This window comes from Hallella colorans (assembly GCF_003096815.1).
In the GTDB taxonomy this organism is placed as follows: domain Bacteria; phylum Bacteroidota; class Bacteroidia; order Bacteroidales; family Bacteroidaceae; genus Prevotella; species Prevotella colorans.
Map to the genome: position 1 here is coordinate 1 of NZ_QENY01000038.1, position 8,399 is coordinate 8,399.

Annotated in this window: 8 protein-coding genes; 3 read left to right on the forward strand and 5 right to left on the reverse strand. The window is 41.3% G+C overall.

Annotated features, from left to right (window positions below; translation table 11 throughout):
- Window positions 1-513: 513 nt before the first annotated feature.
- The 3 genes from C7379_RS12190 (at window position 514) to C7379_RS12200 (ending at window position 1,863) form a co-directional block, all read left to right on the forward strand.
- The gene (locus C7379_RS12190; protein WP_004351356.1) at window positions 514-783 is read left to right on the forward strand and encodes a helix-turn-helix domain-containing protein; all 270 of its coding nucleotides are present in this window, start codon (window positions 514-516) and stop codon (window positions 781-783) included.
- 3 nt (window positions 784-786) lie between these two features.
- Complete coding sequence (locus C7379_RS12195) at window positions 787-1,098, forward strand: helix-turn-helix domain-containing protein (RefSeq protein WP_116617512.1); 312 nt, start codon at window positions 787-789, stop codon at window positions 1,096-1,098.
- A gap of 345 nt (window positions 1,099-1,443) precedes the next feature.
- Window positions 1,444-1,863, forward strand: coding sequence for a plasmid mobilization protein (locus C7379_RS12200; RefSeq protein WP_116617513.1), 420 nt, complete (start codon window positions 1,444-1,446; stop codon window positions 1,861-1,863).
- Between the two features lie 26 nt (window positions 1,864-1,889).
- Here the strand turns inward: C7379_RS12200 and C7379_RS13230 are convergent, their stop codons facing one another.
- The 5 genes from C7379_RS13230 to C7379_RS13055 all read right to left on the reverse strand — a co-directional run.
- Window positions 1,890-2,117 carry an IS1/IS1595 family N-terminal zinc-binding domain-containing protein gene (locus C7379_RS13230; RefSeq protein ID WP_083793795.1) on the reverse strand — a complete coding sequence of 76 codons (228 nt, stop codon included), beginning with the start codon at window positions 2,115-2,117 and terminating at the stop codon, window positions 1,890-1,892.
- Between the two features lie 233 nt (window positions 2,118-2,350).
- Window positions 2,351-2,830, reverse strand: coding sequence for a DUF4348 domain-containing protein (locus C7379_RS12210; RefSeq protein ID WP_007173270.1), 480 nt, complete (start codon window positions 2,828-2,830; stop codon window positions 2,351-2,353).
- Window positions 2,831-2,884: 54 nt separating this feature from the next.
- Window positions 2,885-4,642: a peptidoglycan DD-metalloendopeptidase family protein gene (locus C7379_RS12215; RefSeq protein ID WP_243406810.1), complete on the reverse strand. Its 1,758-nt coding sequence runs from the start codon at window positions 4,640-4,642 to the stop codon at window positions 2,885-2,887.
- A gap of 671 nt (window positions 4,643-5,313) precedes the next feature.
- Window positions 5,314-5,724 (reverse strand): energy transducer TonB, encoded by a 411-nt coding sequence (locus C7379_RS12220; protein ID WP_025073133.1) that lies wholly within the window; start codon window positions 5,722-5,724, stop codon window positions 5,314-5,316.
- Window positions 5,721-8,399: RHS repeat-associated core domain-containing protein (locus C7379_RS13055; RefSeq protein ID WP_243406809.1), on the reverse strand; the 2,679-nt coding region annotated here is incomplete at its 5' end. The genes C7379_RS12220 and C7379_RS13055, both read right to left, overlap by 4 nt.

Below are 8,399 nucleotides of genomic sequence, written 5' to 3' on the forward strand. Positions count from 1 at the left end.
GGCAGGGCTGCCGTAAGAGAGTATAGGCACGACAAGAATACGGCATACTCAGGCTCTTTGGACGCAAGGCGTAACAGCCAACAATAGATAGGACTAACGATAATACGGACTATCTGTTGTTTGTACAATTTATTGTCATGACTATCTGTTGTCATGACTATCTGTTGTCATGACCATCTGTTGTCAAAACTATATATCGTCAAAATAATCTATCGATAAAACTATCTATAGACACTTCGATTTCTCGATTTGTCGATTTGTCGATTTGTCGAACTATCGATAAAACAACAAAATAATAAAAGGAACGAGCCGGCACCTCATCTCATTACCGCAATAACACAGATGGATCTCCTTTGGTCTTTTCTCTTGTTTTCTCTCTATTTCCCTGCTTATCCCCATTTCTTGCAGCGGTGGTTCCAAGGGTTTACTTTTGCACTTGATAAGTACGGCAATGGACTGCATAACAGTTTGTTTGCCGAGTAACAATAAAGTAATCAAAATAAAATTAAGGCAATGAAACTCATTATCATCGATCGCAAAGCGTGGGAGCGACACCGCTCCGAATTTGCAGACTTTATCCACAGTATTGAACAGCTTATCGGCAATCCGCCCGAAACGGACGAATGGCTTGACAACGAAGCCGTGTGCAAGCGTTTGGGCATCAGCAAGCGTACTCTGCAATCATACCGAGATACGGGAAAAATCCCTTTCTCCATGATTGGACACAAGTGCTATTACAAGGAGAGCGATATCACGGAGTTACTGAACGCAAACAATGAATGAATTATGTCGGAGAATGAAATCATTACGCAGGAAGACCCTCAGATGCAGATGTTTTCTCAGTTGATGCAGGGCACATTGAAGAAATTGGAGCGTTATTGCTTGGCGGCTCGCCCTATGCTTGGTGGAGAGGTTTACCTTACAGGCGAGGAAGTTTGCAGCCAATTACGGCTCAGCACACGCACGCTCCAAGAGTACAGAAACTTAGGAACGCTTCCTTTCTACAAAATCGGAGGGAAGATACTATACAAGCAGAGCGACATACAGACAATGCTTGAATGGCATTATAATCCAATACCGCAAACAGGTAAGTTATGAGTTAAGTTAAGACATCAGTCGCGACTTAAGTCAAATGGTCAGTTATAACTTTGGTCAAGAAATTAGTTTCGACCTAAGTTAAAATTAACTTTAGTCAAAAACATGTCAGCTCATAAAGTCAGTAAGTCAAGAAATTAGTCTAAACTTATCTCTTGATTTACTTCTTGAACTTTGAACTCTCGTCTATCAAAAGCACCCCAGAAAGGTTACTTTATGGAACATAACAAACTATCTCTTTCTTTATACTGGCAAGGTGTGTCTTTGTACCACAAATTGCCATTTGTACCACAAAGACCCTTGCCCCGAAAGGGGATTAAATCACTCCAAAGTCGTGATTAGAAAGCAATGAAAAAGCAGAAACAAAAGAAGCCAGACGGCAGATGTGCCACCTGCCCACGATGGGACAGATGGCACATCAGAATACCTAATTCCGAAGACCAGCAGAAGCTTATCAGACTCTACCGCAAGTCGGGAGCAAAAACGAAAAGTGATTTTGTCCGAGCAAGGCTTTTGGGTGAAGCCTTTAAGGTCATCACCCAAGACCCTGCAAAAGAGCCTTACTTGGAGAAACTCTCCGAAATCGTCTCCATGATGAATAAGATAGGCGTGCTGTACAACGAAGCCGTGAAAGCCCTCAATACTTATCATTCTGTCGCCACTTCTCAACGAATGCTGGAAAAACTTGAAACCTATTCCCAAGTTCTCATCAGACTGCAACAGCAAGCAGTGCTGCTGACAAAATCTCTTGAGAGTAAACAAGAATGAAGGTTGATAAATCATCATGCCCAACGTTAGTACCGTGCTGCGATTGCCCAATCCCTCTTTGAACAGTTATCAATGTTAGAAATATAGGTTTTATATGTGTAGTCGGTAATAAAACGCTTCTGGCAATTCAAACATCGGTAGCGTTGTTTACCTGTACTACTTTTACCACTTTTGATAATATTGTTTGAGTGGCAATGCGGACATTGAAACTCAACTCCTAATCTGGAGCATAAAGTGCCGAAACGTTCTCGTATGTTCGTTTTCTCTTGGTTTTATGGTGCAAATATAGCAAGAGGCAGGGAAGCTATCCCTGCCACACTACTTTATCTTTTGGAAAGTACATTGATAATCAGATGATTATTACAATAACTCCCGATCTGAAGCATTACCGCCTGATTCTTTTATTTCTTTATTTATTTTAGATGTAAGATCTATAACTTGCAAAACCTTAATCCTTGATTTATTATAAAAATAAAACGACCCTCCACTACATTTCATTATAAACAAATTCAGACAAATACCAATGACCATTGATTTTAGAGAAAGTCAGTATGTAGAAACAACTACTTTGAGGTATATAGATTTTTTCCGTTGCACTATCTTCTGAATCTAATTTATATGATACTGTATACATCGAATCATTTATTGCTTTGTTGGCACTATTTAAATAATATATTAAATCACCTTTTCCCCAAGAAAAATTTGTTATAGAATCAGTTTCATCTTCTATTGAAGATTCTTCGTAGTCTGAATTAAATCCTGTAACCTCTTGAGCGACTCTTTGTATCTGAAACACAGAATCTCTATGAAATTGAGTGATAAAGTCCGAAAATGATTCATTTGTCAGTTTTTTTGTAGAGTTAAAATCCTTATTTTTTTTCGTGATATTCTTTTTCTCATCATTTTTAAAATAAGTACAACATGACAAAAGACACATTATAATGAATATATATATATAGTTCTTCATTTTTGTAGTATTATAATCTTATAGGGTGGAAAATCCCCCTATTAGATACATAAGTTATTTTTTATCTTGAGTATTAATTTTAATTTCCTCTATCTTAGGTAAAGATATAGGCTGTAATAGCATAGGGGTAGGTGCATGTCCGTATACCGTAACAGGAGAAAGTTCACCTCCATAATATTCTTTATTATCTGGATGCAATAACAATTGAAGATCAGGAATAGAGGATGGATCTATTTTATTACTCTTTTGCAAAATATTCCCTTTACTTATTTCTATATGAAGATGAGGGCCGGTAGAGCCACCTGTATTTCCAGATTTTGCAATCACATCATTTTCAGATACTTTATCACCAACCGAAACTGCAACACCATTCTTATCTAAATGGGCATAAAGTGATTCATATCCGTCAGAATGTTGAACAACAACATATCTACCATATCCCGTTTTATTTCCCTTTGAATCTACTTTCACATTCCACCCAACCTTTTTTACAACACCATCTGCTAAGACATGCACATCATGTCCCGTACCAGCCGTAGCTAAATCTATACCACCATGTCCCTTCAATTCTCCTGTAATTGGGTGCTTCCTGATACCGAATCCGCTGGAAATACGTGTATGAGCCACGGACTTATCAAACGGAATCTTTCCCTCCATATCAATAAATCTTATAGGATTGTTCGCTGCATAACTATACGTTGAACTGCTTGGTAGATTTTCTTCCATTGGGTCACAATTCATCCACAGACTCAACCTCGGCTCATAATACCTTGCACCATAGTAATACATACCCGTCTCCTCGTCCAGTTCCTTAGCATTGAAGAGGTAAGGCGTGTTCCAAGTGTTGTTGCGCTCCTCTATGAACACTTCTCCAAACGGCACATACTCGATGTGCTGGGCTACTTCGCCATCAAGGTTGGTGATGTAACTACTGCTACCCAAATGGTCAGGGTGATAGTAGAACTGCATTCGCTCGTTTGTACCAGCTTCCCCAGCTCTTGTCTTGACCATCGCCCTTGCCTGTGCTGCCTCCGGCGTGTCGTCATCACTGCTAAAGCCTTTGCCATTGACATAGTCGGGATTATCCTGACCGTTGTATGGCAAATCGAATGTCTTGTAATTGTCCTTGATGGATTGCAGTTGCTGATTGTACTTATCCTTGTAATTGACAGTCACACCATCAGCTTCATTACCTGCATAAGGAATGCGTCTTGGGTCTGCGCCATAACTTGCCAAATCGCCAAGCTTGCTGACGATACGCTGACTACCGATGTAGATGTGTTTGGTGTACTTACCACCCTGTCCTGCCACGAGGTACGGGCTGACATAGAGCGAGAAGCGTGCCGTACCCGTGCTGCCGCCCGAGAATTCGGAGTTGACAAAGATAGCTTCGTTTTCACCACTCGTCTTTGCTGTGCGCTCACCATCAGCATCGTACCAATAGTTGCTTACAAAACCGTTCTCATCGGCTGCAAGAAGTCGGTTTTCCTCATCCCACTTGTACTTCTGCTCACTTGCCTTGTCGTCTTCCTTGCCGTCATGCTTTACACGGCTGGTGTTGATGTAGACAAGGTTTCCGTTGGCATCATAGGTGTACTTGTGTCCGTTGTTGATGTTCGTGCTGTCTGTCGGCGCTTCTTCCGTGCGGTAGTTGATGTCACGGACACTAGCCAGTTGGAACTTCTTGCCCTCATCATTATTATATGTGTAGGTGAGGTCATAGCCTGCATTGAGAGTGCCGTTGAACTGTACGTTACTTTGCGTGAGGTGCTGCTTCTTGCTTGTGATGCGGTGCATGTTGTCATAGCCCATGGCAAGGGTGTAAGAAGCCGTCTTATTGTCCGTTCCCCTATAAGTACCTATTGCACTTGACAAACGGTACAATGGGTCATAAGTATAACTATGGCTCATCTGTCCGCCTGCCTTGCCGCTCTGCGAGAGTGGAGCATTGTTCTGAATGCCCTTTGCGCTTGCCGATGGGCTACGTCTTTGATTTTACTTCAAATTCTATCATACTCTTTAATTGTTTATGGTTATCACTTATGTAACGATGTTTTTTCTGTTTATTGCTTACGGCTTTTGATACCCATATAAGGGTAATGATGAACACCCTTATAAGGGTATTGCCTGTTACCCTTGTATGGGTAAGTTCAAGCAATCTATATATGGACTAACGGTCTGTTTGCCATATTCTTGCTGTTTTAATGTCATACAGTTATCTATCACTATTGTGACTTGTCGTTTGCGTGCCATATTTGTTGTTCTTTTAATTTTGATAACTTCCAATCTGGAGCTTAAAGTACCCAAAAAATATCTTTGCTCATGTGCTTATGCTGTAATGTCGGAAATAATGCGAAAGCAAAGCGTTAATTCCAGCCTTCACACTTTTCATTTTGTCAGATAGCATTAATAATCAGTACCTTATTTTCACAATACCTAATTTGGGGCATTATCTATTTTCTCTTTGATACCATAATGATAAATTATCCAAGACCTCCTTGTAAATCAACAATCGCAAAAACTTTAACCTTATGTTTGGAACGATAACGGATATTATATTTTATTCTTCTTATACATCGAACTATTTCTGTGTCAATATACTTGCTATTAGTTCTTGTTAAAATCTTAATGTCTATACATCTACCTGTTTGGGTCAGAGTAAATTCTATATAGACCTTTCCTCTCCATTCAAGATCATTATTGGGTATATTTGACCAATTAAATTTATTGTTTATTTCCTTTGATATATCTTTCGATACAAATGGTTTTGCTATATATAACGTATCATTTATGTACACAGCAATACTATCAATGCTACACACAGTAGTAGACAGTTGACTGCAGGAGCAACCGCCTACTACTAGTGAGATAAATAAAAGAAGAATACTTCTCATTGATTACAATTCTTTTCTGATTCCATTTCAGATTTAATTATTTGCTTTTCCAAAGTAGGATTACCATCAGGTCGTCCAGTATTTCCTCCATGTCTTGGATCTAATCCGCTAATTCCAAACAGAGTATGACCATATAGTTCATGTCCAAGTGTTTTAACTTGCTCCAAGGTTGTAGTACCTTTACAACTTATGTATATTTCGACATCATTAGACATGGACATTTGTCCTGCGGGAAAAACATTTGTTAACCTTTTGGGACGTAAAGTTGCACCGAGATTTCCTGTTAATTCATATTCGTCTACAATTCCCTGTTGTATTAAAGTTTCACTGTATTTGGCCTTCATAGATTCATCTCCACTAAAACCCTCCATTAGTTCTCGATATAGATTCTGTCTATTCGGAGCTTCAAAAATCTTAGTCTTTTTTTCATTGTTAACCGATAAAAAATCATATTGTTCTACTAATCCATACAATCGAACAGTGTTATCTGGATCAGCGACAATTTTTTGCAATGACTTTAAATTTTCACTATTAGAAACAGAATGTTTTACACCTTCTGTTAGTATTTTAGAATCTATAAATCCATTTTTATCTCTTACCACATACCCTCGATCTTCAGGTGCTAAGGTATGTAATAAAAGACTCATAGCTTCATTATTAGCAACCCATAATTGTAAGCCATCCAAATCAAAATATTTAATAGGGTTATTTGCTACGAAGCAATAGGAACTTGTCGCCGGATATTTTTCTTCCATCGGATCCGTACTCATCCACAGACTCAATCTCGGCTCATAGTACCTCGCACCATAGTAGTACAACCCCGTCTCCTCATCAAACTCCTTGGCATTGAAGAGGTAAGGGGTATTCCACGTATTGTTGCGTTCTTCAAGGAATACTTCACCGAACGGCACATATTCGATGTGCTGCGATACTTCTCCGTCCAAGTTGGTGATGTAGCTACTGCTGCCCAAGTGGTCGGGATGATAGTAGAACTGCATCTTCTCGTACGCATCCTTGTCATGGAAATTATTATCTACAGCAGCACGTGTGTTGGCATTCATCGCCCTTGCTTGAGAAGCCTCTGGCGTACCATCGTTGCAGCAGAAGCCTTGACCGTTTACATAGTCGTTATTGTCCTTTCCAGAATAAGGCAAGTCAAACGTTTTGTAGTTGTCCTTGATGGATTGTAGTTGCTGACTATATTTTGCCTTGTAGTCTACGGATACACCGTCAGCTTCATCGCCTGCATAAGGAATGCGTCTTGGGTCTGCGCCATAACTTGCCAAGTCGCCAAGTTTGCTGACGATTCTTTGTGACCCAATGTAAATGTGCTTGGTGTACTTGCCACCTTGCCCTGCCACGAGGTATGGGCTGACATAGAGCGAAAAGCGTGCTGTACCAGTATTGCCACCTGAGAACTCGGAGTTCACATAGATGGCTTCGTTCTCACCACTAGTCTTCACCGTGCGCTCACCGTCGGCATCATACCAATAGTTGCTCACAAAGCCATTCTCATCGGCTGCAAGGAGTCGGTTTTCTTCGTCCCACTTGTACTTCTGCTCGGTTGCCTTTTCATCTTCCTTGCCATCATGCTTTACACGGCTGGTGTTGATGTAGACAAGGTTTCCGTTGGCATCATAGGTGTACTTGTGTCCGTTGTTGATGTTCGTGCTGTCCGTCGGGGTTTCTTCCGTGCGGTAGTTGATGTCACGAACACTGGCCAGTTGGAACTTCTTGCCCTCATCATTATTGTATGTGTAGGTGAGGTTATAGCCTGCGTTGAGCGAACCGTTGAACTGTACGTTACTTTGCGTGAGGTGCTGCTTCTTGCTTGTGATGCGGTGCATGTTGTCATAGCCCATGGCAAGGGTGTAAGATGCCGTCTTATTGTCCGCACCTTTGTACGTTCCACTGGCTGTGCTTAGACGATACAGTGGGTCATAAGTATAGCTGTGGCTCATCTGTCCGCCTGCCTTGCCTTTTTCAGGAATTGCCGCTTTATTGACAACCGATAACACATTGCTCATCACGTCATAACCGTAGGCATTGTCCATGATGGTCTTGCCACCTGCATTGACTGCAAGGTTCTGCAGTCTGCGACGCTGTGGGTCATAGGAGTAGAAGGTTTCCGCTCCGTTACAGTATTTGAGATAAGTGCGCTGCTCGAACTTGTCGTAGCCAATCTTGCTGACATAGTCGTAATGGGTAGTTTTATAGCCACTGACCTTCTCTACCTGTCCACCGAGGTTGTAGCCGTAGGTTACCTTCTCCTCATCGGGATAAATCATTTCCAAGAGGCGATTGTGGCTGTCATACTTCCACTGTGTAATGTAGGTTGCCACTGCTTGATTAGGCACAATCAGCGTACGCACAGTTTTCAACACCTCACCCAAATTGCCGTAGTAATACTCGATAGCACCACTGCCGTCCTCGCGTAGCGTCAAACGTCCGATGCGATTGTAAGAAGAGTTGATACCGCCGTAGTGGTACTTCACGTTGTTTTCTGGATGGTCGGGGTAGTTGATAGCCGTCAATCGTCCGTAATCGTACTCATAGTTGATGGTCTTGCCCTCCTTTTTAAGGTTGGCAGTCTGCTTGGTGAGTACATTGCCGAGATTGTCGTAGGTAAAGGTGGTAATACCACTGGCAGGATGGTTCACCTCCGTGCGGCGGTC

What these genes read in the sequence shown, in the direction of transcription:
- C7379_RS12220 (WP_025073133.1), bottom strand. Translation starts at nt 5,724, where the DNA reads ATGAGAAGTATTCTTCTTTTATTTATCTCACTAGTAGTAGGCGGTTGC.
- C7379_RS12190 (WP_004351356.1), top strand. Translation starts at nt 514, where the DNA reads ATGAAACTCATTATCATCGATCGCAAAGCGTGGGAGCGACACCGCTCC.
- C7379_RS12215 (WP_243406810.1), bottom strand. Translation starts at nt 4,642, where the DNA reads ATGGGCTATGACAACATGCACCGCATCACAAGCAAGAAGCAGCACCTC.
- C7379_RS12200 (WP_116617513.1), top strand. Translation starts at nt 1,444, where the DNA reads ATGAAAAAGCAGAAACAAAAGAAGCCAGACGGCAGATGTGCCACCTGC.
- C7379_RS12210 (WP_007173270.1), bottom strand. Translation starts at nt 2,830, where the DNA reads ATGAAGAACTATATATATATATTCATTATAATGTGTCTTTTGTCATGT.
- C7379_RS12195 (WP_116617512.1), top strand. Translation starts at nt 787, where the DNA reads ATGTCGGAGAATGAAATCATTACGCAGGAAGACCCTCAGATGCAGATG.